Below are 25,275 nucleotides of genomic sequence, written 5' to 3'. Positions count from 1 at the left end.
GCTCGTACGGCACGCTCACGCGGTCTCGGTCAACCGCACACCCAGCCTTTCCTGTACGTCCCTGACGAACTCCTCACCACCGTGCGGCGGGAGGGCACGCCTCCACCACCGTGGCTCACCGGGTCTGATCACCGGGCCCCCCGCGAGGAGATCGCGGAACGCGTCGTCGACGCGCTGGACGGCGGCCAGGAAATCCCCGAACCCCTCGGCGCGCCGGGTGGCCTCGTCGTTCAGGGCCAGGTCCAGCAGGTCCCTGACCGAGATGTCATGCAGGTATTCGCTGTAATCCATCTCGTAGCCCTCTGCGCACTCCTCGACGAAGCCGCGCCACCCCTCGCACGATCTCCAAGGGTCGTCCGACCACTTCCAGCCCGCCGCACCGGCCACCCGGGTGAAGGCGGACTTCAGCGTCTGCCGACTCGGCCGGGTCACTTGAACTGCTCCCGGAAGTACTGCATCGGATCCATGTGCGGCCGGAAGAAGGTCGAAATGCTTCCAGAGGCGTTCATGTACCCAAAGTAGCCCGACTCCTTGTTGATCCGGAAGAAGCCTCCTGATTCGGAGGGAAGCGTGACCGAGCCGTCCGGGCCGGCTCCGGACATGAAGGAACGAGCCGTTTCGCGATAGCGCTCGTAACCGCCCTGGCCCTTGAACTCCGGCATGTTGGGCGGTTCCTTCGTCGGGCCTGTGATCTTGCCCTTCTTGTTTCTCTTCACCCCCATCACGTGCTTTTCGTAGTGCCCCCAGGCGGACATGGGACTGTGGAAGTCGGGGCGAGCGGCAACGGCTGCTCCTGGGCCCTTGTCGGAAGGACTGTCGGCAGCCTTCGAGCCGCCCTTGATGGCCCTCTTGATGATCGACTTCAGGAGTCCCAGGCCACCGGCCAGCCAGGAAGCCGCTTCGGCCGCTTCAGCCGTGTCCTTGTACTCCTTGGAGCCCACCTCGACGCCGGCGTCCTTCGCCTTCTCGCGGTACGTGTCCTGGACACCGCAGTCCGCGCCGAACCAGCACCATGGCTCCGTGGCGTATTCCAGCGCGTCGGCGCTGCCGGCGAGGAAGTCACCGATTCCTCCGGCCGCGTCCTTGGCCGCCTGGCCGAGCGATTTCGGGTTCTCCGGCTCCTTGTTGTTGCAGATTCCGTAGTTCCGCTGAATGGCGGGGCAGCTGTCGGCACTGCTGGAAGTACTGGCGTAGCTGGCGCTCCCGGAGGCGGACAGGCCGGTTCGGGAACCGTTCCTGGACGCCCTGTAGCTCGCTTGCTGACGGTAGATCACCTGAAGTGCCGCCATGATGTACCGGATGATGGCCCGGACGAGCCGGATCAACGCGGCGGAGAAGAACCACTTGCCGTCAGGGTCGGCGAAGGTGACCGGGTTGTTGTTGCTGTAGGCGTAGCCGTTGATCTGTTGCGGATCCTTCAGGTCCGCCACCGGGTCGGCGCTGATGAAGCGGCCGGTCGTCGGGTCGTACTCGCGGGCGCCTAGGTGGGTCAGGCCCGTGGGGTCCTGCGTGCCGCCGACGAAGCCCTTGTCACCGGTCCAGTTGGCCGGCTGCGTGCCGCGCGTCTCGCCGAAGGGCTGCATCTGCCGGCGGGTCACCGCCTGAGTGGCTGCGTCGATCTGCACGCTGGCCGTGCCGTTGTGATCGGCGCTCATCCAGGTCAGCGACTGCGGGGTGCGCACCGCGACGACCTGGCCGCCGTGGCCGTAGTACCGGGTCGCCTCGACCTTGCCGGTCGCCTTGTCGTGCCGCAGCTCGGTCTCGCCGAGGTACAGCGTGGTGCCCTTGGCGTCGCGCCGGATCAGCCGGTTGCCGTTGGCGTCGTTGAGGAACGAGATCTCGGAACTGTTCGCCTCCGTCGCCTTGACAAGGTTGTTCTCCGGCCCCCATTCGAGGTTCTGGGTCTTGTCTCCGATCGTGCGCGTCCTGGTGTTGCCGGCCGCGTCGTAGGTGTAGCTCGTGGCCGGCTTCGTCGGGTCCGCGGGACTGGTCGTGGTGGAGGACAGTAGGTGCGGACGGAGCTTGTTGTCGGCGGTGGTCTCGTCGTAGGTGTACGTCGTGGTGGTGGCGCCGCCCGCGGCCAGGTGGTCGGTCACGGTCTCGCGGTTGCCGGCACTGTCGTACGTGTACGACTTCCAGTACGGCGCGAGCCCTCCGACGCCCGCCGTGGTGGGCGCCGTCGCGCAGTCCGTCTTCGCGGTCCACGCGCTCTTCAGCCGCCGGTGCCCGTCGTAGGTGAAGCACTGCTTGTCACCCGCGGCGGTGGAGCGGTCGTCGATCTCGACCGGGTTGTCGGCCGGGTCGTAGCGGTAGTACGTGTCGGAGTCCGTGCCGCTGTTGGATTCCGAGACGACCGTCTGCCGCGCCAGGCGCTTGGTGCCGTCCTCGTAGGAGGTGTTGATCTCGGTCCACTTGGCGGTGGAGGAGACGCCCAGGGTGGTCCGGATGCGCTCACCGGCCGGGAGGTAGTCCGTTCCTCGGACGAGGCCGGTCAGACCCTGGAGGGTGGTGGGCAGGCGCTGCTCGTTGTAGCCGTAGGTGAGCACCTCCTGGGCCAGGCCGCCCATGGCCGGGATGGTCCGCTTCTGTGGCGTACCGTCCAGGTTGTAGGCGTTGGTGATGGTGTAGGTGCCAGTGCCCGCCACCGCACCCTCGGTCGTGCTGATGGTGTACTGCTCCTTCAGCACCCGGTAGAGCGGGTCGTAGGCGGCGTTGGTGGTCGCGTAGACCTTGCCGCTCTTGCCACCCTCGTACCGGATGGAGGACGTCGGCTGCCCGAGCGCGATGGTGTCGTACGACCAGCGCGCCAGGTACTTGGAGTCGTCGATCGTGGGAACGCCGTTGACGACGGGGATACGGCCCGAGAGCCGGCCGGTCGGCCGCCCGAGGAGATCGTAGGTGTGGCTGAGGATGTTGCCTCTGGCGTCCTCGGTGACGCTGACCTGGTCGAGGTGGTTGTACTCCTTCCTGGACGCTCCCGCGTCGGGGTCGGTGGCGCTGGTCTGGCGGCCCATGAAGTCGTAGGCGTACTCCCAGGCGTTGCCGTCGTTGTCCTGCACCTTGGTCAGCAGGTCGGCGCGACCGTAGGTGTAGGTGAGCCGGGTGTAGGCTCCCGTCGCCTTGTTGCCGTCGTACTCCCTCTTCTCGGCGAGGCGGCCCCGGCTGTCGACCGCCTCGCGCACGGCGGACGCGCCGGCCGGCGGTTCCACCGTCGTCGCGTTGCCCTCGTACGTCGTGGTGGTCCGGGAGTGCTCCTTCTCCTGGACGAGGGTGATCTCGACCGTGGGCCGACCGGCTCCGTCGTAGACCGTCCGGGTACCGGCGGGGGAGGCGGTCAGCAGGGTGGCGAGCTGACCGGACGGAGCGGTGGCGTCGATGTAGTCCACCGAGGACTCCGCCTCGAGGCCACGGGTGTCGTACCTGGTCTCCGCTATGACGCGGCCACCGCCCACCGCCGCGGGCGATTGCGTCTGTCGAGGCCTCAGAAGGGCATCGTAGATGGCGTAGGCGGTCTGGTACGTGGTGCCGTCGTTGTTGAGCGACTTGGTGGCCACCCAGGAGGCGTCACTCTTCTGGATCCTGTACTCGAACTTCCGGCTCGGGGCCTGACTCGCGGCCCGGTCGCGGTCGGCGAGCCAGACGTCGGTCAGGCGGCCGAGGGCGTCATAGGCGCTCTCGGTGCGCTTCCCGTTGGGGTCGATGCTTACGGTGTTCGAGCCCCAGTCGGGCGCGATCTCCGTCGTCACCGTGTGTCCGAGGGCGTTGACCTCCTTCTTGCCCGTCAGCGGCCCGCCGGCCGCGGGAATGTAGTCGATGTGGTTGGTGCGGGTGCCGTCGACGTCCCACTGGTCGGTGAGGCGGCCCGAGGCGTCGTACTTGGCGGTCGCCACCGTCTGCAGCTGCGCGATGTCACCGCTGTAGCCGGTGACGCGCTGCTGGGTGGTGACGTCACCCTTCGTGGGGGCCACGCCCCACGCCTGCCCGTCGTACGACGTACGGACGTCGGAGATGACATCCGTCGTCTTCGGGTCACCGGTGCGGACCGGCGTGACGGAGCAACCCACGGAGACCTTCTCCGCGCGCTTGACGTACGTCAGCAGCCAGTCCGTCGTGTTCTTGGCGTACTCGGTCCGCGTGCAGTCCTTGACCCCGCCGCCTTCGGTCTCCACGGTCAGCGGCTGGCCACTCTGCGGGTCGTAGGTGGTCGAGACGGTCGAGGTGATCTCGGTGCCACCGGGCACCGGGGTCCGCTTGACCTCCTTGGCCGTACGCGTCATCCAGGCCCGCACCGTGCCGTACGAGTGCGTCGCCGTCGCGGTGTTCTGCGACCACGGCGTGGTGATCGTGCCGGAGATCTCGCCGCCGGTGGTGCCGTTGTACGTGATGGCCTCGCGTGTCTGGCCGGCGTACTGCTCCTCGTCGTTCACCGTCGTGCCCTTGGAGTCGGTGAGCGTCTCCGTGCGGGTGCTGCCGTCGAGCTGCTTGTCGCCGTGCATGCCCCGGTAGAAGAGGCTGGTCGACTTGGAGCGGACGCCCGCCACCTCACCGGTGGTGGTGGTGACGTTCTCGTAGCCGCGCCAGATGCCCCACGTGCGGTACTTCGCCGGGGTGATGGGTGACTGGTCGTCGTACGCCCACGCGCCGCCACCGCTGTAGGTGTAGTCGGTCTGCTTCAGCGGCGCGCCGCCGGTCGGGTCCGACTCGGTGACCTGGGTGACGACGTACTTGTGGAACCAGTCGGTGCGCGGTGCCGGGTTCTCGCCCGGCGTCGGGTTGGACGGCGGGATCCACTTCACCGGGTAGCAGCGCTTGGTGTTCTTGTCGAGCGCGGCCGGGATGTTGGTGTCGGCGACGCACTCCGGATCGGAGTAGTTGACCGTCAGGACGGAGCCGGTCTCCGACGTGACGGTGCGGACACGCCACTTGATGAACGGCGGTACGTCGTCACCCGTCCTGTCCACCCGGTTGTGCATCTGGACACCGGAGAAGGTGATGGCCGGCAGGGCGATGGGCGTGCCCACCCGGCCCGTGTGCTGGATGGACTTCAGCCACAGGCCGGCGTTCGACCCGTCACCCGGGTCGGGGAAGGACTGGCTGAGAGCCCAGTGGTTGACGTCCCGGTAGTCGGTGTCCGCGCCGGTGCCCGTGCCCTTGTAGACCTGGGTGGTCACACCGGTGAGGCGCTTGCGGGAGAAGAAGGACGGGGCCGGCTGGTCGGTGCAGACGGTGTCCTTCTTGCAGATCTGGTCGTACGGGACGTCCGGCCAGGCGTTGCGGTTGGTCTCGGTCAGCGTGGTGCAGGTCTCCCCGCCGCTGACCGGGACGCAGCGCTCGGCGACGGTGAACTTCACCCGGGCCGCCGCGGGCTGGGTGGTGGAGAAGACCGTGTCGGTGCGCTGGCCGTAGTCGATGCGCTTGAGGTGGCCGCCGCGGACGTACTCCGTGCCGTTCCCGGTGGTGCCGTTCTTGGCGTAGGAGTTGAGTTCCTTGTCGTACCAGTACGTCATGACGTTGCCGTGCGGGTCGACGACGTAGTCGAGGTTCCACCGCCAGGCCTGGGTCTTGGCGCGGGCGGAGAAGCTGGTGCCGGCGTCGTGGCCGGGCTCTCCGGAGTCGTCGCCGAAGACCGGGACGGTCCACACCGAGTTGGTCTCGGCCTTGCCGGCGGCCCAGCCGGGCAGCCGGTTCCTGCCGAAGACGTACTGGGTGCCGTCGGTGGTGGTGACGGTCCACTGCTCACCGTCGTCGTCGCCGTTGACCGCGCCGGTGGTGCGGACGACGCGCTCGCCGTCGTCGCCCTGGAGGCGCCAGGTGCCCTTGGTCTTGTCGAGCAGGATCAGGCTGCTCGACTTGCCGTTCAGGACGATGGAGGCGTTGTCCTCCTTCCAGCACTGGTCGTGCTTGCCGTCCTGGCCGTCGTCGTCGCACGACCCGTACGAGCGCTCGATGTACGAGGTCGGCAGGTCGAATCCCTCACCGACCCACGACGGCTGGGCGCTCGTCGAGGAGGTGCGGCCGTCCACGCCCTGCGCCGAGTAGCCGATCGCCACCGACGGCGTGGGACCGGCGGGGGCCGGTACGACGTCCATGGGGTACGACCAGGTGAAGTCACCGTTGGAGCCGCCGCCCGACCAGGTCGCCGACGGCGACAGCGGGGTGGCCTCGTAGGTGCCCTGGTCCGAGGAGGTGCCGGCCGAGGCGGCGAGGACCGTGAAGGCGCTCGCGCTGCGGGCCTGGGCCGTGGTGGCCTTCGGTGTGGTCACCTGGGCGGTGAGGGTCCGGTCCGCCGTGTCGTTCGCGGACGGGACCGGCGTCGTGGTGCGGCACGCGGGCTTCTCGGGGGTGGTGAGCGCACAGGCCGGGAGCTGGACCAGACGCAGACGCGATGCCCAGTTGCCGCTGTAGGCGTGGGCGAAGCCGCTGTAGTCGAGGGCGACGGACAGCCCGGACGGGTCGGTTCCGCCGTCCGCGCGGCGGACGGTCATGACCACACCGTCGATGCCGAGCCTGGCGGTCCTGGCACGGTCCAGAATCCTCACTTCGGCCTTCGCCGGCGCCGCCTGTGGCGGATTTCCCGTCGTTGACGCGCGGGCCTTCGCGGACCTGGCCGTCTTCGCCGGCAGCGGTCGGCCGAGGGCGACGGGCAGGCCACCGGCCCTGGCCCCGGCGTTCTGCTTGGCCGGGATGGTGGTGCTCGCGGCGCCGGCCGCGGGCCATACGACCTTGCGGGCCGCCTGTTCACGCGTCCTGGTCGCGGCCTGGAGCGTGGGGTCGGGGATCTTCTTGTGCTTGGCCTCGAACGCCTCGGCTCTGCCGAAGTCCGGCTTCTCCAAGGCGCTGTGGTCGCGTTCGAACCGCTGGGCCGGTGCCGCGCCCAGCAGGGTGGTGACGATGGCCGTGGTCACGGGAAGGGCGACCGCCGCTATTCGGCGGCGGCCGGCTCTGTTCCACGACCATGACGGCAGCACCCTTTGTGTGCTGGTCAAGGGGTTTCTCCGCATTCTGGACAGCGGTGGTGGGCCGGGCGTGCGGCCCGGCCCACCACCGCGTGTGGATCACACCAGGGAACTGGCGTGAAGAGGGATGTCAGCCGATCTCGACGGGGGGCTCGTCGACGGTCGCCAGTTGGGTGATCTCCGCCTCGGAGAGCACGCCGGCGTAGACGCGCATGTCGTCGAGCTGGCCGCGCAGGAGGTTGCCCCAGGCGCCGGTGTCGTGGCGCCTGGCTGTTCCGACGGTCAGGGGCTGGTCGGACTGGAAGACGGTGTCGACGAAGACGCCGTCCTCCGCGCCCTCGCGTGAGCCCGCGAGGTAGAGCTTGGCGGACTGGTTCGCCGAGTCGTACACGCCGACCACGTGGATCCAGTTGCCGGGCGGGTTGACCTGCTCGGAGGTGATGGTGGCGGCAGGGCCTTCGAGGACGTCGGTCTCGTAGACGCCGAAGTTCCAGTCACCGACCGCCTCGCCGATCTCCTGGCGGTACCACAGGCGGAACGCGTTGCGCTGCAGACCCGGGTGCGCGAACACCGAGGGGGAGTGCGCCACGGTGGTGTTCTCCAGGCTGTCCGGGTTCAGGTTGACCCAGCCGGCCACGGTGAAGCTGCCCGACTCGTCCAGCTTCACCGGGGCGGAGCCGCTGCCGGACTGGTCGGCCGGCAGGTTCAGCACCGTGCCGTGGGCGGGGTCGTCCGCCGCGAGGAAGCCCGCTCCCGGCTGGAGGGTCAGGGCGTTGCCCCGGCCGGAGGCGTCGGGGGCCGTGGTGCCGGAGGCGTCGTCCATGTTCCAGTGCGCCAGCAGGGCCGCCTGGGGGTGGCCGGTCTGGGGGTTCTCCACATTGGCCTGCGACCACATCTCGTCCGGGAACACGACGCGGTTCCACGCCTGGACCTGGTCGATGTCGCCCCGGAAGTAGCTGCTGGGAGCACCGTCGGTGCCCTTCATCCGGCCGACCTCGAAGGGGCCGGTCGCCGCCCACGGCGTGGTGTACGCCGTGGTGGCCTCCAGACGGCCGTTGACGTAGAGGCGGATCTGCTGGGCGTCACGGTCGTAGACGGCCAGCAGGTGGGTCCAGGCGCCGACGACGCCCGGCCGGGTCGAGACGGCCCGCACGAGGCTGCTGCCGTCGGAGGTGTAGCGGTTGAAGATCCACCGGTCGTAGGCGCTGGAGTAGTACAGCTGGAAGGCGCCGACGTTCGTGCCGTTCTGGTTGGCGACGGTGTTGGTCTCGTCACGGCTGCCCAGCTTCGTCCACGCCGAGACGGAGAAGCTGGCCGTGGTGTCCACGACCGGTCCGGAGGTGGCCGCGTAGGCGCTGGTGCCGTTGAGGCGCAGGCCGGAACCGAGGCGGGTGGCCGGGGTCCAGGCCGCGCCGCCGCCGAGGGTCAGCGCGTGGTTGCTTCCGGCGGCGTTGTAGCCGGTGGCGTCCAGCTTCCACTCACCCACCGGGCTGGAGGCGGCGGCGACCTTGAACAGGTAGTCCTTGCTCGCGCTGGGGTTGCCCGCCGCGTCGAACGTCTGGACGCGCAGCGTGTTCGTCAGCCGCTTGGTCGGGGTGACCTTGCGTTCGTAGCTGGAGGTGTTGACGGTGTACCGCTTGCTCTCCAGCAGGGAGCCGTTGAGCCAGATGTCGTAGCGGCGCACGTCGCTCGCACCGGCGCTGATTTTGAACGTGCCGGTCTGGCCGACGCTGCCGGTCTCGGGGGATGCCTCGCAGGTCGTACCCGCGCACTCCGGGTACTCGACCGACGTCACCGTCGGCTGGGGCGGGGCGCTGACGTCCACCTTGAAGTAGCAGTAGCCCGACCACGGTCCGTACACGTAGCCGGTGGAACCGTCCCAGGTGTAGCGGTACTGGGTGCGCGCACGGAACTTGTACGTCGTGCCGCTGGTCAGCGTCGCGGTCGGGGCCGACCCGGCCGTTCCGCTGGCGGTCCAGGTGCTCGGCGCGAGCGTGGCGGGGGTGGTGCTGGATCCGGCGTACAGCTCGAAGTTCGGCCGCAGGCTGGCGTTGGAACCGTCCGCGGAGGTGGGCGTGCCCGTCACGCGGGGCGTGGTGTCGCGGATCAGGGCCGGGGAGGTGGACGCCGAGCAGGCCACGTTCGGCTCCGACAGCTTCACCGAGGACGGGGCGGCCGTCGGCGGGGAGATGTAGGTGATCGACAGCCTCGGCTTGCGGCTGGAGGTCGCCCGGTCGTCGGCCGGGGACATGAACTGCTTCCAGGCGATCGGGTCGCTGTCACTGGCCGTCAGGCCCAGCGTCGTCGTCGTCGACTTGGCCTTGGCCGTGTACGCGACCGCGGAGGTGGCGTTGAACTCCACGTCACCGTCGGGGCAGCTGGAGGAGAAGCCCTTGGCCGCCGACACCTTGGTGACGTACGACCAGCCGGTCGGCGGGTTGCTCCACGTCGTGGAGCCGGAGATCGGGTTGGTGCGGTAGAGGTTGACGTCCCTCTTGTCGCAGTTCGCGGACCAGATCGCATACGCGGTGAACGTCGCGTTCAGGATCTTCTTGCCCGCCACCCGGCGGGTGTCGAACTGGAAGAGCGACTTGGCCTTCTTGTTGTCGACGTAGGCGTCGTACCCCACGCCCAGAGCGTGTGAGGTCCTCCAGAACGACGTGCCCGAGGAGTTCGACCAGATGGTCGTCCAGCCGGTCAGGCTGGCGCTCACCGCCGGAGGGTCGATGACGACCGGGTAGGTCGTGTCGGCCGCCGACAGGAACGAACGGTCGGGTGTCAGGGAGAGCGCGCCGCCGGCCATGGCGACGTCCGCGACGGCGGTCTTCGCCGCCGGGTCGGCGAGCAGAGGGCTGTCCTCGCCGGCCGTCCCGGCGGCGGCGGTGAGCGACGCGTGCCGGGCCGTGGTCGCCGCGGGGGCGGCCGAGGTGTCCGGGGATTCCCACATCAGCGCGGCGCTGCTGGAGAACACCGCGTGTCCGCCCGCGTCCACGAGGGAGACGCTGCCGCTCGGCGAGGTCTTGACCGTCAGGCCCGTGGTCCTGACGGGGAAACGTATCGCCGCCAACGCCGGGTCGGCCGCCGCCTGGCGCGAGTGGACCACCAGGTTCTGGGTGAAGCCGTCCGGGCGCACCTGCACCACCAGGTCGATCCCGGGACGGACCGACTCGTAGACCGCCAGGGACCCGTCCACCTTGGGGGCGGGCAGCTTCCACGGCGAGCCCAGCTCGTACGTCTTGCCGTCGCGGGTGATGGTCGCCAGCGGGGCGGAACCACCGCCGGACAGCACCACGTCCTGCGCCGCCTTCGGGACCAGCCGGCCGTCCGCACGGGCGACGAGCGACGTGTCGATCGGCACCCACGTCCCGCCCTTGCGGACGCGCTCGGGAACGGGCGAGGTCTCCACCGTGAACGTTCCGTCGCTGTTGGCGAAGACCCGGTTCGTCTCGTTCGTCAGCGAGCCGACCTCGACCCGCTGCCCCTTGGCCACCGCCTGCTCCGAGGCCCGCTGCTCCGCCGACTTGGCGGGCAGCACGTCGTCCTGCCAGAACGCCTTCCCCCGCGCGGCATCGTCGGCGGGAACGCGTGACGACACCTCCCGGGACTCGGCGTCGCCCGGCGTGGCGGCGGCCCAGGCGTCGGCGAGCGACGCGTTGAGCACGCCCCCGACAGCCAGCAGCGCGACCGCACTTGCCGCTACCCCCCGCACCGCTCCACCGCGGTGCCTACGTCTCGTCACTCTGCCGCACTCACAATCTGAGGATTCCGTGAAGATCGGATAAGCGGAGCGACTTTACGGGGCCGAATCCAGGCGGTCCAGACCTGTTCTCGACGGTCAAGCGGATCATTACTCGCCCAATCGGATGAATCGTCAGGTGATCCACGCCACGACACCCCGGAGCGGTGGCGCTCAGCGGGCCCCGCCGTCCGTCACCCCGCGCAGCGCCGCGCGGCGGTCCAGGAAGGCCGTCACCGCGGCGTCGGCGGCGTACGGGGCGAGCAGGCGGGCCGTGTCGGCCAGCATGGCGTGGATACGGCTCGACTGGACCTGGTCCAGCAGGTCCAGCACCCGTTCGCCGGTCGCCGCGGCCTCCTCCGGCGCGCCGCCGCGCGCCAGGTCGGCCGCCAACTGGGCCCGGTACAGCGCCAGGTTGCGGGTGAAGTGCGGGTCCTGGAGGACCACCGCGCGGTGCGCGTGCCGGACGGCGCGCGGCCAGTCGCCGAGAGCCGACCAGCACTGCGCCTCCAGTGCCTCCAGCTCCGGCTCGCCGAAGAACGACATCCACTCCGGGTCCGCGTCGCCCGGCCCGCGCCCGAACAGCCTGTGCGCCCGGCCCAGGGCCTCCTCGCACGCCGCCCGGTCGCCCAGCCCCGCCCAGCCGCCCGCCTCCCGGAGCGTCAGCAGGGCCGGCAGGCGCGGTGAGGGCAGGTGCCGGGCGGCCCGCTGCCCGGCCTGCGCCGCCCGCACCGCCTCGCGGTACCGGCCCGAGTCCCTGGCCAGGAAGGACGCGTTGGAGAAGGCATGGGCCTCCAGGGCGGGATCGCCCACCACGCGCGCGGTGGCCAGCGCTTCCGCGTAGTGGGAGCGGGCGTCGTCCAGGCGGCCGGAGTCGTGCGCCAGCCACCCCACCGAGAGCGCCAGTTCACCGGCGCCCGCCTGCATCCGGTCGGCCGTCGACCGGCGGACCGCCGTGCCCGTGTCGAGCAGCGCGTACGCGGTGCGCAACGGCTCGGCGGCCGTCCGGTAAAGCCGGTCGGCGCCATGCCGGTCGTCGAGCAGGCGAATCCGTCGTACGGCCTCCTCGACGGCGTTCACCTCGGTCTCGCCGAACCTGCCCCCGGCTCGCGGGGCGGGGACGGTGGCGCCGAGACGGAGCGATGCGGCCGCCACGGTGGCGGTGCCGCTCGTCATGAATGCGCGACGCAGCACGTCGCTCTCCTCATCGTTGAACAGGGTGATCCGTGGCGCCGGCGCGTGGGCGGTGGCCGCGGCACGCGCCCGCCGGCCGCGGACGTGTTCCCGGGCGGCGAACCCCAGGTCCGTCAGGGACAGACCCGGGAACATGTGCAGGAACACCCGTTCGTAGGCGTAGTTGGGGCAGCGGATCTCGCCCGACTCCACGCGTCCGACGTAACGGGCGTCGCAGGCGACCTGTTCGCCGATCTCCCGCGCGGCCCTGCGGACGGCCGCCGCGAACTCCCCGGGCGAGCGCTGCCCGCGCAGGCGGCGGAAGGCGAGGTTGGGAACTGCCCGTGACGTCGCCATGGCCGAGCCCTCTCCCGCGTACCGCGTCGCGTTGTTCCGGCGGGCTAGAACGTACCTGCTGTGACGGCCCGGACACACAGGGTTTGGCTACAAATCGGATATCTCGCACGTGATCCGCCATGAACTGCCATCCTTTGCGGCGGCGTGCCGCCGTAGCCGTTGACGCGCGTGCGCGTTGAACCATGTGGAGAGACGCAACGTGTCTCCACACGGGGACTCGAGCGAGGAGGGATCCCTTGTTGGAGGTCGGCATGCAGGCGAACCCGCAGTCCGGCGATGCGTCGGGGACCACCGCGGTGCACTGGCCGACGCCGGACGCGAGTGCCCCGCCCGGAGAGGGCGAACCCTGCGATCTGGTGACCGTCCCGGCCCGGCAGGGCCTGGAGGCCGTCGACATCCTGCGGCGCGGCGGCGCCCCACTGGTCGGGCCGGTGCTGCACGACGGCTCGTGCGACACCCTCGGCTTCCTCGTGCCGCCGGGGACCGCCGCCGGCTGGGACCTGCCGGGCAGCGCCTGCACCCGGACGTCCGGGCGCGGACTGCGGATCCCGCCCCTGCCCGGCGCCGAGCCGGAGCCGCCCGACTCCGGCACCGGCTGGCTGCTCCCGCCGGACGACACCGGCCCGGTCACCGACCCGGTGGTGCTGCGCGAAGCCCTCGGTGAAGCCGCCCGCCTGATCGAGGCCGCCGACAACTGCCGGTGACGCGGGCCCGGCGGACGGCGCCCCCGCCCGTCCGCGTCCGCCGGCAGCCACCCCACCCTCCCCGTCCGCCGTCCCCGCTCCGGAGCCGGGGCGGGCGCGGGGCGGGAGCACGGATAATGGCCGGATGGCAAGGAACAAGCGGCGCGGGCGGGCAGCGGCGCCCGAGGCCGTCGTCGAGACCGTGGCCGGCGGGGTCGCCGAGCTCATACCCGACCCCGAGCGGGCGAGGGCCTGGACCCTGCTCCTCGACGGGGCGCCCCAGTCGCACGTGGACCTGGACGAACCGGCCCGGCTGGAGTTCGCCTACCAGCGGCGGCTCGGCCATGTGATCGACCTCGTCGCCCCGCCGGGCCGCCCCCTGAAGGTGGTCCACCTGGGCGGCGGTGCCTTCACGCTCGCCCGGTACGCCGCCGCCACCCGGCCCCGCTCCACCCAGCAGGTCGTCGAGGTCGACGAGGCCCTCGTCGGGCTGGTCCGCCGGGAGCTGCCGCTCGACCCCGGCGCCCGCGTCCGGGTACGCGCCACCGACGCCCGCGCCGGGCTCGGCAAGGTGCCGGACGGCTGGGCGGACCTGGTCGTCGCGGACGTGTTCAGCGGCGCCCGCACCCCCGCGCACCTCACCAGCACCGAGTTCCTCACCGAGGTGCTGCGGGTGCTCGCGACCGGCGGGCACTACGCCGCCAACCTCGCCGACGGGCCTCCGCTGGCCCACCTGCGCGGCCAGATCGCCACCGCCGCCGCCGTCTTCCCCGAACTCGCGCTGGCCGCCGACCCGGCCGTGCTGCGCGGGCGCCTCTTCGGCAACGCCGTACTCCTCGCGTCCCACACGGCCCTGCCCGTCGCGGAGCTGACCCGCAGGGTCGCGACCGATCCGCACCCGGGGCGCGTCGTGCACGGGCGGGAGCTGACCGACTTCACGGGCGGGGCGGCCGCCGTCACCGACGAGAGCGCCAAGGACTCGCCCGCACCGCCCGCCTCCGCGTTCGGGTGACCGGGCCGCCCGGCGGGGGCCGGGCCCCTACCGCTCGTCGATCTGCACCGTCGGCGCGTGGTCGTGCCACGTGCAGAACACGTCGATCTCCGTGCCGTCCCGGCTGAACGTCACCCTGATGTACGTCGGCTGCTTCCACACCTGCATCTGCCAGCCGGACGCGGGCGTCGCCGACACCAGCTCCGCCGACGCCGCACCGATGTCGAACACCACCCGGCCGCCGTCCACGGTGTAGCTCTTCACCTCGCCGCCGCTCGACGGCGGCGTGCTCGACGGCGGCGGCGCGGGCGTCGACCGGCGCGAGGGGGTGACCGGCGGCTCGCTCCCCGGGGCGGACGAGATCGCCGGGGGCGGCGTGGGACTCGGCGCCGGGGGCGTCGGGGAGGGCTTCGGGCGCCGCGTCGACGACGCCCGCGGCGACACGGCCGGGGTCGTCGCCGGGCGGTCGGCGGTGATCGGCAGGGCACGCGGCGGGTCGTACGCCGTCCCGGCCATCACGGTGTGCACCCCCCACCACGACAGAGTGACCGCCGCGCCCGTGGCGAGCGACCACGCCAGGGCGTGAACGAGTCCTCTACGCATCCGGGTCATCCTGCACCACACGCCCCAGAGATCAACACCGGTCCCCCTCGTTCCGCCGTATGGCGTACGGTGCCGCCCATGGCAAGTGTGCTCCTGGTCGAGGACGACCAGTTCGTGCGCTCCGCCCTCATCCGGCACCTGACCGAGGCCTCCCACACCGTACGGAGCGTCGGCACGGCACTGGAGGCGCTGCGCGAGGTCGCCCATTTCCGGTTCGACGTCGTCATCCTGGACCTCGGACTGCCCGATCTGGACGGGTCCGAGGCGCTGAAGATGCTGCGCGGCATCACCGACGTACCGGTGATCATCGCGACCGCGCGGGACGACGAGGCCGAGATCGTACGGCTGCTCAACGACGGCGCCGACGACTACCTCACCAAGCCGTTCTCGGTGGAACACCTGTCCGCGCGGATGGCCGCCGTGCTGCGCCGCTCCCGCGCGGCCGCCGGCGAGGCCCCGCCCAGCAGCGTCCTGCGGGTCGGCGGGCTCACCGTCGACCCGCTGCGCCGCCGGGCCGAACTGGACGGCGCGCGCCTGGACCTGACACGGCGCGAGTTCGACCTGCTGGCGTTCCTCGCCGGCCGCCCCGGCGTGGTCGTCCCGCGCAAGGAGCTGCTCGCCGAGGTGTGGCAGCAGTCGTACGGGGACGACCAGACCATCGACGTCCACCTGTCGTGGCTGCGGCGCAAACTGGGCGAGACCGCCGCCAGCCCCCGCTACCTGCACACCCTGCGGGGCGTCGGCGTGAAGCTGGAGCCGCCGCGGTGAGGTGGGCGCTCGTCAAGGTGGCGCTCGCCGTCACGGTGATGGTGGTGGTCGCGTTCGCCGTGCCCCTGGGGCTGGTCATCAGGGAGATGGCCCGCGACCGGGCCTTCACCAACGCCGAACGGCAGGCCGCCGCCATCGGCACCTCCCTGTCCATCACCACCGACCGCGCCCAGCTCGACCGGGCCGTCGCCTCCACCCAGGCGGGCGCCGCCGGGCGCCTGGCCGTGCACATCCCGGCGTCCACGGGCGCCGAGCCCATGGAGATCGGCACGGGCCGGGCCACCGCCGGGGACCTCGCCACCGTCCAGCGCGTACCGAGAGCCTCGACCACCGAGGTGCCCGGCGGTTACGCCCTGCTCCAGCCGACCGCCATCAGCACCGGCCAGATCGCGATCGTCGAGGTGTACGTCCCCGAGGGGGAGGTCACCAACGGCCTGACCACCGCGTGGCTGATCCTCGCCGGTGTGGGCGTCGGGCTGGTCGTCGGCTCGGTCGCCGTCGCCGACCGGCTCGGCGTCCGCATGGTGCGGCCCGCCCAGCGGCTCGCGCACGCCGCCCATGAGCTGGGGGAGGGGAAACTCGGCGCACGCGTGCCGGAGGAGGGGCCGACCGAGCTCAAGTCCGCCGCCATCGCCTTCAACTCCATGGCCGACCAGGTCGTCCGGCTCCTCGCCAACGAGCGCGAGCTGGCCGCCGACCTCTCCCACCGGCTCCGCACCCCCCTGACGGTGCTGCGCCTCAACACCGCCTCGCTCGGTGACGGGCCCGCCGCCGAACAGACGCGGACGGCCGTGGCGCAACTGGAGCGGGAGGTCGACACCATCATCCGTACCGCCAGACAGGCCAAGCCGCAGACCCGGGCGAGCGGCCCGGGCGCCGGGTGCGACGCCTCCGAAGTGGTACGGGAGCGGATGGAGTTCTGGTCGGCGCTGGCCGAGGACGAGGCCCGCGAGGTGCGCCTCGCGGGCGTCGACCGACCCGTCCGCATCCCCGTCGCCCGCCCGGAACTGGTCGCCGCGCTCGACGCGCTGCTCGGCAACGTCTTCCGCCACACCCCGGAGGGCACCGCCTTCTCGGTGGACGTCCACAACGGCGACGACGCCGTCATCGTCCTCGTCTCGGACGCGGGACCCGGCATCGTGGACCCGGAGGCCGCCATGGCGCGCGGCAACAGCGGGGCGCGGGACGGCTCGACGGGGCTCGGGCTGGACATCGTGCGCCGGGTCGCCGAGTCGACCGGCGGGGACGTACGCATCGGGCGCTCGGTCCTCGGCGGTACGGAGGTCCGCGTCTGGATCGGGCTGGACGGGCGGCGCGGTACGTCCGAGGGACGCAGGCGCGGACACCGCGTGCAGCGCCGGCGGTTCCGCCCCCAGCATTAACCGGCTCCCATGGCTGCCTTAAGCGGAGCCTAAGGTTCGCAACTCCCGTCCCGAAGTGTGCATTTGTCCGCTTCCGGCTCGCTAGCGTGCTGCCGCACCACAGAACCCCCGGTACACAGAGGCAGGCACGCGATGGGCAGCACGGGCACCACGGACGGCACCGGCGGCAGGGCCGCGCACCGGCGCAGGGCGAGCGGCAGGAGCAAGGCGGTCGGCGCGGTCGTGGCGGCCGCGGTGACCGGCGGGGCCGCGTTCGCGTTCACCGGCACCGTGCAGGCCGCCGCCGACGGGGCAGCCGTGTACACCAGGACCAGCGCCTGGGACGGCGGTTACACGGGCCAGTACGTCATCACCAACGAGACGGACCGGGCCCGGTCCGGCTGGACCCTGGAGTTCGACCTGCCCGCCGGTACGAGGATCGGCTCCCTGTGGAACGGCGACCACACCGTCGAGGGGCAGCACGTCACGGTGCGGCCCGCGAGCTGGAACAAGGAGCTGGCGCCCGGAGCCTCCGTCACGGTCGGCTTCGTCACCGGCGCGGCCGGCGAGGCGGGCGACCCGGTCGGATGCCTGATCGACGGCGTCACGTGCGCGGCCGGCGGCGGCCCTACCCCGCAGCCGAGCGGACGGCCCACCGGGCGGCCCACGCCCGCGCCCACCCCGACGGCGTCCACCCCCGCCCCCACGCCGACCGCCTCCACGCCCAACCCCACGGCCTCCACGCCCACGCCACCGCCCGCACAGGGTTCGGGCGGCCGGTTCGCCCCGTACGTCGACACCTCGCTGTACCCCGCGTACGACCTGCTCGACACCGCCGCCAGGACCGGCGTCAAGGAGTTCACCCTCGCCTTCATCACCTCCGGCGGTTCCTGCGCCCCCCTGTGGGGCGGGGTCACCGGCCTGGCGAACGACAGGGTCGCCGCCCAGATCGGAGCCCTGCGCGCCAAGGGCGGCGACGTGCGCGTCTCCTTCGGCGGCGCGGCCGGTCACGAACTGGCCCTCGACTGCGCCACGGCCGGCGACCTCGCCAGGGCGTACGGCGAGGTCGTCGACCGGTACGCCCTCACCAAGGTCGACTTCGACATCGAGGGCGCGGCCCTCCCCGACACTGCCGCCAACACCCGCCGCGCCCAGGCCATCGCGCAGCTCCAGAAGGCGCATCCGGGCCTGGACGTCTCCTTCACCCTGCCGGTCATGCCCGAGGGGCTGACCCAGCCCGGCGTCGACCTGCTCGCGGACGCCAGGAAGAACGGCGTGCGGACCGACGCCGTCAACGTCATGGCGATGGACTACGGCCCGGCGTACGGCGGCGACATGGGTCAGTACGCCGTCCAGGCCGCGACCGCCACCCAGGCGCAGATCAAGGGCGTTCTCGGGCTGACGGACGCGGCCGCCTGGAAGACCGTGGCCGTCACCCCGATGATCGGCGTCAACGACGTCACCACCGAGGTCTTCACGGTCGACGACGCGACCCAGCTCGTCGACTTCGCGCGGTCCAAGGGCCTGGGCCGGCTGTCGATGTGGTCCTCGACCCGCGACAAGCAGTGCGCGGCCGGGGCCGTGAACCACGCGGACGCGACGTGCAGCTCGATCGTCCAGCAGCCGCTGGCCTTCACCAAGGCGTTCGCCGCCTACCGGTAGCCACCCCTCCGGCGCTCCGGCCGGGCCCGCCCCCCACCCGGCCGGAGCGCACCCCTCCCCGGGCGCGTACTCACCCCTTCACCGCGCCCTGCATGATGCCGCCGACGATCTGGCGGCCGAACACCACGAAGACCAGCAGCAGCGGCAGGGTGCCCAGCAGGGCGCCCGCCATGATGACCGACTGGTCGGGGATGTAGCCCCGGCCGAGGCCCGTCAGCGCCACCTGGACGGTCGGGTTGCTCTGGGTGAGCGCGATGATCGGCCAGAAGAAGTCGTTCCAGGACATCACGAACGTCAGCATGGCGAGGACCGCCATCGCGGGCCGGGCCGCCGGGAAGACGACGTGCCACACCAGCCTCGGGCCGCTCGCCCCGTCCACCCGGGCCGCCTCGACCAGCTCGGTGGGCAGCGCCGTCACCAGGTACTGGCGCATGAAGAACACCCCGAAGCCGCTCACCAGGGCCGGCAGGACGACCGACTGGAGCCGGTCCGTCCAGGACAGTTCGGCGACCAGCATGAACAGCGGGACCACACTCAGCTGCGGGGGCACCATCATCGTGCCGATCACCAGCAGCAGAAGCAGGTCCTTGAAGCGGAAGCGCAGCTTGGCGAAGGCGAAACCGGCGAGCGTGGAGAACAGGACCGTGCCCGCCGCGACCGTGCCCGCCACGATGGTCGTGTTGAGCAGCGCCGTTCCCATGTTGGCGTCCGTCCAGGCGACGGCCAGGTTCTCCGGCAGGTCGTCGCCGAACCGGAGGGGCGGCGGTGTCCGCGCCAGCCGGCCGTTGCTGCTGGACGCCGCGACCGCCGTCCACACGAGCGGGAACAGCGACACCACGGTCAGCACGATGAGCGCGGCGTACGTCAGCAGCCCCGCGCGAGCCCGCGGCTTCACCCCGTCCTCCTCCGGTACGCGTCGATGAGCGCGACGACCGCCCCGAGGAGCAGCAGGATCAGGAACATCGCCCACGCGATCGCCGAGGCGCGGCCCAGGTGCAGATTCACCCAGCCCTGCTCGTACAGGTACAGCCCCAGCGTCTGGAACTGGTGGCCCGAGCCGCCGGTCGCGCCCGCGCTGCCGTTGAACAGCAGCGGCTCGCCGAAGAGCTGCGTGGCGCCGATCGTCGACACGACGCAGGTGAACAGGATCGTCGGCCGCAGCGACGGCACGGTGACGTGCGCGAACCGCCGCCACCGGGACGCGCCGTCCAGCTCCGCCGACTCGTACAGCTCGCGGGGGACGGCCTGGAGGGCGGCGAGGTAGATCAGCGCGTTGTAGCCGGTCCACCGCCAGATGACGATGGTGGACACCGCGAACCGCGAGGTCCATGTGCCGTTCTGCCAGTCGACCGGGTCGGCGCCGGCGAGCCCGAGCACCCAGTTGACCAGCCCGAAGTCCCTGCCGAAGAGCAGCACGAAGACGAGCGTCGCGGCGGCGACGGACGTGGCGTACGGGGTGAGGGCGACGACCCGGAAGAACGTCGAGCCCCGCAGCCGGTGGTGGAGCAGGTGCGCGATGCCCAGGGCCATCAGCAGCTGCGGCACGGTCGACAGCAGGCCGATGGTCACGGTGTTCCGCAGCGCGTTCCAGAAGAACTCGTCGGTGAGCAGCCGGGAGTAGTTCCGCAGCCCCACCCACTCCATGTCGCCGGGGGCGGTCAGCTCCACCCGGTGCAGCGAGGCCCAGCCCGTGTAGAGGAGCGGGAAGAGCCCGAACGCGGCGAAGAACACGAAGAACGGCGCGACGTACGCGTACGGGCCCCACCGCACGGTCCACCGGTGCGACCGGCCGCGCCGGGCGATCCGCTCCGCGCGGGGCTCGGGCAGGGGGGCCGTCGTGTCGCTCGCCATGGCGGTCACAGGTCCAGTGCGTTGTCGATGGTCCGGACCGCCGCGTCCCAGCCGTCCTCGGGCCGCCGGCCCCTCTGGTCGACCTGGAGCATGCCGACGTCGGCCAGGTTCTGCGCGATGACCAGGTCCTTCGGGCCGAGGACGGTCACCGGGACGCCCCGGGCGGCGCGAGTGTAGATCCGGCCGATCGGGGCGTCGCCGAAGTACGGGTGCCGGGCGCCGACGACCGCCGGGAGGGCGTGGGCGGCGGACGCGCTCGGGAAGCTGCCGCGCCGCTGGAACAGCCGCGCCTGCTGCGCGGGCGCCGTGAGCCACGCGGCCAGCCTCGCCGCCTCGGCGCGGTGCCCGCCGGACCTCGGTACGACGAGGAAGGAGCCGCCCCAGTTGGCGGGCCGGGGCGCGGCGGCCACGTCCCACCGGTCCTCACCGGCCGGGCCCGCCTTGTCCTCGATGTAGCCGAGCATCCAGGCGGGGCAGGAGACGGTGGCGAACGTCCCGTTGGCGAACGCCTGGTCCCAGGAGGGGGTGAACTGCTGGAGCCGCGCCGTCAGGCCCTCGGTGGCGAACGAGGCGGCGATGTCCCACGCCTCCCGCACGGCCGGGTTGGACTTGTAGACGACGGTGCCGTCCTCGTCGTAGTACCGCCGGGCGCTGCCGCCGGTGATGGCCGACAGGACGCCGGAGGCCGAGTCCACGAAGGAGGTGCCCCCGGGAGCCCGGTCCCGGTACCGCCGGCCCGCCGCCAGGTACCGGTGCCAGTCGCCCGCCCACAGCCGGCCGACCGCGTCCCGCTCGGTGGGGAGCCCGGCTGTGGCGAAGAGGTCCTTGCGGTAGCAGATGGCCTGCGGACCGATGTCGGTGCCGAGGCCCACCGTGCGGCCGTCCCGGGTGGTGGCCTGCCGCCACTTCCACGGCAGGAAGTCCTCCCGGCGCACCCCCGGTGCCCGGCCCAGGTCCTCCAGCCGGTCCGCCTGGGTGGCGGCGACCTCCGCGATGTTGATGGCCTCGACGGCCTGGACGTCCGCGAGGCCGCTGTCGCTGACCAGGTGGGTGAGGAGCTGCGGGTAGTAGTTCTCGTTGCGCTGGATGGACGTCTGCTTGATCACGACGTCCGGGTGGAGCCGCGTGTACGCGTCGTAGAGCCCGGCCTCCTCGTAGCCGAACGACCCGAAGAGGCCCACGGTCAGGACGGTCCGGCCGGCCGGGTCGTCGCCGCCCCGGCCGCAGCCGGCGGCCGGCGCGGCACCGAGCGCCACGACGGCCGCGACCAGCAGGGCCCGGCTCCGGAACCCGCGGAGGAGTGCGCGCATGAGGCGATTGTGTACGCACCCGGGGCCGCGACGCGCCGAGGCCCCGGTGCGGGACCGGGGCCTCGGCCTGTACTCGTCGGTGCCGGTTACGCCCCGTCGAGGGTGGGCAGCTCACCCGAACGGGCCACGCGCGCGTACCAGTGCGCGGTCGACTTGGGCGTGCGCTGCTGCGTCCGGTAGTCGACGTGCACCGCGCCGAACCGCTTGGCGTAGCCGTACGCCCACTCGAAGTTGTCCAGCAGCGACCAGAGGAAGTAGCCGCGGACGTCCGCCCCGTCGGTGATCGCCCGGTGCACCGCCTCCAGGTGGCCGTGCACGTAAGCGAGGCGCCGCGGGTCGTGCACCGTGCCGTCGGCGCCGACCTCGTCCTCGAACGCCGCGCCGTTCTCGGTGATCAGCAGCGGCAGCCCCGGGTGCTCACCGGCCACGCGCAGCAGCAGGTCGTACAGGCCCGTCGGGTCGATCGCCCAGCCCATCGCGGTGCGTTCGCCGGGCGGCTGGTGGAAGGCGACGTCCTCCGAGCCGGGCCACGGCGAGTGGGCGCTGGCGCCGTGCCCGTCGTTGCGCGGGGCGTCGTCGCCCTCGCGGGTCGCCGCCACCAGGGTGGGCGTGTAGTAGTTGATGCCCAGGTTGTCCAGGAGCTGGTTGATGTCGGTGAGGTCGCCGGGGCGGACGAACTCCCAGTCGGTGAGGTGGGCGGTGTCCCGCATCAGGTCCTCCGGATAGGCCCCCTTCAGCATCGGACCGAGCCAGATCCGGTTGCCCACCGCGTCGATCCGGCGCGCCGCGTCCAGGTCCTCGGGCGCCGAGGTGAGCGGCCGCAGCTCGTGCAGGTTCAGCGAGACGGACATCTCCGCACGCGGCGGCAGCGCGGCGCGCAGCGCCTGGACGGCCAGCCCGTGCCCCAGGTTCAGGTGGTGGGCGGCGCGCAGGGCGGCGACCGGGTCGGTGCGCCCCGGGGCGTGGACGCCGGAGCCGTACCCGAGGAAGGCGGTGCACCACGGCTCGTTGAGCGTGGTCCAGCGCCCGACGCGGTCACCCAGCGCGCCGGCGACGATCCCGGCGTACTCGGCGAACCGCTCGGCCGTGGCGCGGTGCGGCCAGCCGCCCGCGTCCTCCAGCTCCTGCGGCAGGTCCCAGTGGTACAGCGTCAGCACCGGCTCGATGCCGTGCGCGAGCAGGTCGTCCACCAGCCGGCGGTAGAAGTCCAGCCCCTTCTGGACGGCCGGCCCGCGCCCGGTCGGCTGCACGCGCGACCAGGACACGGAGAACCGGTACGCGGTCAGCCCCAGCTCCGCCATCAGCCGTACGTCGTCGTGGAACCGGTGGTAGTGGTCGACCGCCACATCGCCGGTGTGGCCCTCGAAGACCTTCCCGGGCGTGTGGGAGAAGGTGTCCCAGATGGAGGGGGTTCGGCCGTCCTCGGTGGCCGCCCCCTCGATCTGGTAGGCGGCGGTCGCCGCGCCCCACAGGAAGCCCGGCGGGAATTGGCGGGTGGCGGTGAGCGGCAGGGAATCGGACGCAGTCATACGGGAGCGCTCCCAACGCGGAAGAGGGTGCAGGACATCGGACTGTGCGGTCAGGTGAGGAATCGGCCGTGCGCGGTCAGCTCTTGACCGCGCCCGAGGTGATGCCCCCCACGATGTGCTTGCCGAGCAGGGCGAAGACCAGCAGCAACGGCAGGGTGGAGATCAGCGCGCCGGTGAGCACGATCGCCTGGTTGATGGTGTGGTTGCCCGAGCCGAGACCGGCGAGCGCCACCTGGAGGGTCGGGTTGCCGTCCGGCGTGAGCGCGATGAAGGGCCAGAAGAAGTCGTTCCAGGCCTGGACGAAGACCAGCATGCCCAGCACGGCCATCGCGGGCCGGGCCACCGGGAAGACCACGTGCCAGATGATCCGCAGACTGTGCGCGCCGTCCACCCGCGCGGCCTCCACCAGCTCCACGGGCAGCGCCTCCAGCAGGTACTGCCGCATGAAGAACACCCCGAAGGCGGCCACCAGGGACGGCAGCACGACGGACTGGAGCTGGTCCACCCAGCCCAGGTCGGTGATGATCCGGTACAGCGGGATGACGCTGAGCTGGGGCGGGATCGTCATCGTCGCCACGACGAGGGCCAGCAGGACGTTGCGGCCCCGGAAGGGCAGCTTGGCGAACGCGAAGCCGGCCAGGGTGGAGAACAGCACGGTCGACAGCGCCACCAGCCCGGCCACCACCGTGGTGTTGATCAGTGCCTCACCCATGTCCACCTGGTTCCAGGCGAAGGTGAGGTTGTCGAGCAGGTGCGGACCCGGAAGCAGCGGCGCCGGGGCCTCGACGACCCGCTCGCCCGTGTGCGAGGCGGCGACGAGGTTCCAGTACAGCGGGAAGAGCGAGACCAGGGCGGCCAGTCCCAGCAGGACGTACGTCAGGGGGCCCGCGTGGTGCTGGCGGCCCGCCGTCTGCTTGATCTTCACGTGGTCTCCCTGTTCAGGCGGGCGACGAGCAGCCGGACCCCGCCGATCAGCAGCAGGATCAGCAGCATCACCCAGGCGATGGCGGACGCCTGCCCCAGCGCCCCGGTGATCCAGCCCTTCTCGTACATCAGCAGGCTCAGCGTCTGGAACTGGTTGCCGCTGCCACCGCTGACCCCGAGGCTGCCGCCGTACAGCATCGGCTCACCGAACAGCTGGGTGGCGCCGATCGTCGAGACCACGACGGTGAACAGGATCGTCGGCCGGATCGACGGGATCGTCACGCTGACGAACTGCCGCCAGCGCGAGGCACCGTCCAGCGAGGCGGCCTCGTACAGGTCCTGGGGAACGGCCTGCATGGCGGCGAGGTAGATCAGCGCGTTGTAACCGGTCCACCGCCAGATGACGATGACGGAGATGGCGATCTGCGCGGGCCACTTGGACGACTCCCAGTCGACCGGATCGAAACCGACCCAGCCGAGGACGGAGTTGATCAGCCCGTAGTCGCTGTTGAACAGCTGCGCGAAGACGAGCGTCGCGGCGGCGATCGACGTGGCGTACGGCGCCAGCACGGCGACCCGCAGGAAACCCCGGCCGCGCAGTCTGTAGTTGAGAAGGTGGGCCAGACCGAGCGCCATGAGCAGCTGCGGAACGGTGGAGATGACACCGATGGTGAAGGTGTTCACCAGCGCGTTCCAGAAGAAGTCGCTGTCCGCCAGGCCCGTGTAGTTGTCGAACCCGCGCCACTGCGCCTCCCCGCCCAGCTCCACCCGGTGCAGCGAGAGCCACCCGGTGTAGATGAGCGGGAAGAGCCCGAAGGCGGCGAAACAGAGGAAGAACGGGGCGACGAAGGCGTACGGCGTCGCCTTCAGGTCCCAGCGGTAGAGGCGGCTGCGCCAGGTGCCGGAGCTACCGGAGGCCTTGCCCCCGGGGTTCCTGTGGCCCCCGGAGCCCCTTGGGCCCCCGGGGCCGTGGGACGGCGCGAGAGGCGCAGACGGGGGCGCGGGCGGATCGGGCGGCGAGGCGCCGTCGGTCGTCGCGCGGGCGGAGGTGGCCACGAGGGCGTCCTTCCAGGCGGTGGCGGGCGGGTGCGGGGTGTGCGGGGTGTGGGGAGGTGGGTGCCGCGGGACCGGTGGTGGTGCGCACCGGCCCGGATTCCGGCGCGAGGGCCGGTGCGGGTCGTCCCCGCAGCGGGGTCGGCGGCGGGGCGGCGACGGGTGACGACGGGTCACGCGACGAGGCCGAGGGTGGATGCGGATGCGAGGAGCCGGGCCCGGGGCCCCGACCGGGCACCCGGACCGCGAACCACCGCGCGGGGAACGCCGGGGCCGGGCAGGCGGCCCGCAGGGGTGACCGGTCCGGGGGAAAGGCTG

16 protein-coding genes are annotated in these 25,275 nt (G+C 71.8%); 5 read left to right on the top strand and 11 right to left on the bottom strand.

From position 1 onward, the window contains the following. Positions 1–15 precede the first annotated feature (15 nt). From AC07DW_RS03795 to AC07DW_RS03780, 4 genes are all read right to left on the bottom strand, one after another. Positions 16–432, bottom strand: coding sequence for a hypothetical protein (locus AC07DW_RS03795; protein WP_478855990.1), 417 nt, complete (start codon positions 430–432; stop codon positions 16–18). After that, positions 429–6,986 carry an RHS repeat-associated core domain-containing protein gene (locus AC07DW_RS03790; protein WP_478855989.1) on the bottom strand — a complete coding sequence of 2,186 codons (6,558 nt, stop codon included), beginning with the start codon at positions 6,984–6,986 and terminating at the stop codon, positions 429–431. Before AC07DW_RS03790 ends, AC07DW_RS03795 begins: the two co-directional genes overlap by 4 nt. A 100-nt stretch (positions 6,987–7,086) precedes the next feature. Beyond that, the gene (locus AC07DW_RS03785; RefSeq protein WP_478855988.1) at positions 7,087–10,617 is read right to left on the bottom strand and encodes a LamG-like jellyroll fold domain-containing protein; all 3,531 of its coding nucleotides are present in this window, start codon (positions 10,615–10,617) and stop codon (positions 7,087–7,089) included. A gap of 249 nt (positions 10,618–10,866) precedes the next feature. Continuing rightward, positions 10,867–12,222 carry a tetratricopeptide repeat protein gene (locus AC07DW_RS03780; protein WP_478855987.1) on the bottom strand — a complete coding sequence of 452 codons (1,356 nt, stop codon included), beginning with the start codon at positions 12,220–12,222 and terminating at the stop codon, positions 10,867–10,869. A 251-nt stretch (positions 12,223–12,473) separates the two neighbouring features. On the opposite strand from AC07DW_RS03780, the gene AC07DW_RS03775 reads away from it, so the two are divergent. Together AC07DW_RS03775 and AC07DW_RS03770 are read left to right on the top strand one after the other, a co-directional pair. Next, complete coding sequence (locus tag AC07DW_RS03775) at positions 12,474–12,926, top strand: hypothetical protein (protein ID WP_478855986.1); 453 nt, start codon at positions 12,474–12,476, stop codon at positions 12,924–12,926. Between the two features lie 124 nt (positions 12,927–13,050). Beyond that, on the top strand, positions 13,051–13,917 hold the full coding sequence (locus AC07DW_RS03770) for a spermidine synthase (protein WP_478855985.1): 867 nt from the start codon (positions 13,051–13,053) through the stop codon (positions 13,915–13,917). 27 nt (positions 13,918–13,944) lie between these two features. On the opposite strand, the gene AC07DW_RS03765 is transcribed toward AC07DW_RS03770, so the two are convergent. Then, a complete protein-coding gene (locus tag AC07DW_RS03765; RefSeq protein ID WP_478855984.1) occupies positions 13,945–14,508 on the bottom strand; it encodes a hypothetical protein in 564 nt (187 codons plus the stop codon). A gap of 69 nt (positions 14,509–14,577) precedes the next feature. Here AC07DW_RS03765 and AC07DW_RS03760 point away from each other — a divergent pair, with 69 nt between their 5' ends. The 3 genes from AC07DW_RS03760 to AC07DW_RS03750 all read left to right on the top strand — a co-directional run bounded on the left by AC07DW_RS03760 (position 14,578) and on the right by AC07DW_RS03750 (position 18,290). Beyond that, positions 14,578–15,267 carry a response regulator transcription factor gene (locus AC07DW_RS03760; protein ID WP_478855983.1) on the top strand — a complete coding sequence of 230 codons (690 nt, stop codon included), beginning with the start codon at positions 14,578–14,580 and terminating at the stop codon, positions 15,265–15,267. Beyond that, a complete protein-coding gene (locus AC07DW_RS03755; protein ID WP_478855982.1) occupies positions 15,264–16,649 on the top strand; it encodes a HAMP domain-containing sensor histidine kinase in 1,386 nt (461 codons plus the stop codon). Before AC07DW_RS03760 ends, AC07DW_RS03755 begins: the two co-directional genes overlap by 4 nt. A gap of 132 nt (positions 16,650–16,781) precedes the next feature. After that, positions 16,782–18,290 carry a cellulose binding domain-containing protein gene (locus tag AC07DW_RS03750; RefSeq protein ID WP_478855981.1) on the top strand — a complete coding sequence of 503 codons (1,509 nt, stop codon included), beginning with the start codon at positions 16,782–16,784 and terminating at the stop codon, positions 18,288–18,290. Between the two features lie 70 nt (positions 18,291–18,360). Here AC07DW_RS03750 and AC07DW_RS03745 read toward each other — a convergent pair whose 3' ends face one another. From AC07DW_RS03745 to AC07DW_RS03720, 6 genes are all read right to left on the bottom strand, one after another. Beyond that, on the bottom strand, positions 18,361–19,260 hold the full coding sequence (locus tag AC07DW_RS03745) for a carbohydrate ABC transporter permease (RefSeq protein ID WP_478855980.1): 900 nt from the start codon (positions 19,258–19,260) through the stop codon (positions 18,361–18,363). Next, positions 19,182–20,141, bottom strand: a complete 960-nt coding sequence (locus AC07DW_RS03740; protein WP_478855979.1) for a carbohydrate ABC transporter permease — start codon at positions 20,139–20,141, stop codon at positions 19,182–19,184. The genes AC07DW_RS03745 and AC07DW_RS03740 overlap by 79 nt, the downstream gene beginning before the upstream one ends. Before the next feature lie 5 nt (positions 20,142–20,146). Continuing rightward, entirely contained in the window at positions 20,147–21,451 is a 1,305-nt protein-coding gene (locus tag AC07DW_RS03735; protein WP_478855978.1) for an ABC transporter substrate-binding protein, read from the bottom strand. A gap of 86 nt (positions 21,452–21,537) precedes the next feature. Next, complete coding sequence (locus AC07DW_RS03730; protein ID WP_478855977.1) at positions 21,538–22,980, bottom strand: GH1 family beta-glucosidase; 1,443 nt, start codon at positions 22,978–22,980, stop codon at positions 21,538–21,540. Between the two features lie 76 nt (positions 22,981–23,056). Next, positions 23,057–23,905, bottom strand: coding sequence for a carbohydrate ABC transporter permease (locus AC07DW_RS03725; protein WP_478855976.1), 849 nt, complete (start codon positions 23,903–23,905; stop codon positions 23,057–23,059). After that, the gene (locus tag AC07DW_RS03720; RefSeq protein WP_478855975.1) at positions 23,902–24,960 is read right to left on the bottom strand and encodes a carbohydrate ABC transporter permease; all 1,059 of its coding nucleotides are present in this window, start codon (positions 24,958–24,960) and stop codon (positions 23,902–23,904) included. Before AC07DW_RS03720 ends, AC07DW_RS03725 begins: the two co-directional genes overlap by 4 nt. Positions 24,961–25,275: the final 315 nt, after the last annotated feature.

This window comes from Streptomyces sp. NPDC045701, assembly GCF_056432045.1.
Note: the sequence above shows the minus strand (reverse complement) of the source record. Positions and strands in the feature narration are given on the sequence as shown.